Here is a 293-nt window from a genome sequence, read left to right on the forward strand (position 1 = left end):
GTACTGGGGCGCCCGCAAGCAGGCCGACCTCTACCTGCACGCCTGGGCCGCCCAGGCCGCCGCCGAGTGGCCCACGCTGAGCTATGTGCCGGTGCTTTCCGAGCCTGATGAAGGCTGGGCGGGCCGCACCGGCTTCGTGCACCGCGCGGTGATGGCGGATCTGCCGGACCTCTCCGGCCACCAGGTCTATGCCTGCGGCGCGCCCATCATGGTGGACTCGGCGCAGAAGGACTTTGTCGCGCAGTGCGGCCTGCCGGCCGAGGAGTTCTACGCCGACGCGTTCACGTCCGAGG

1 pseudogene is annotated in these 293 nt (G+C 71.0%); it reads left to right on the forward strand.

From position 1 onward, the window contains the following. Window positions 1–293 (forward strand): annotated as a pseudogene (locus ACNQ0T_RS23915) (hypothetical protein); the annotation flags it as partial.

Origin of the sequence: Enterobacter cloacae complex sp.6700776 (assembly GCF_048284255.1) — a bacterium.
In the GTDB taxonomy this organism is placed as follows: domain Bacteria; phylum Pseudomonadota; class Gammaproteobacteria; order Enterobacterales; family Enterobacteriaceae; genus Enterobacter; species Enterobacter intestinihominis.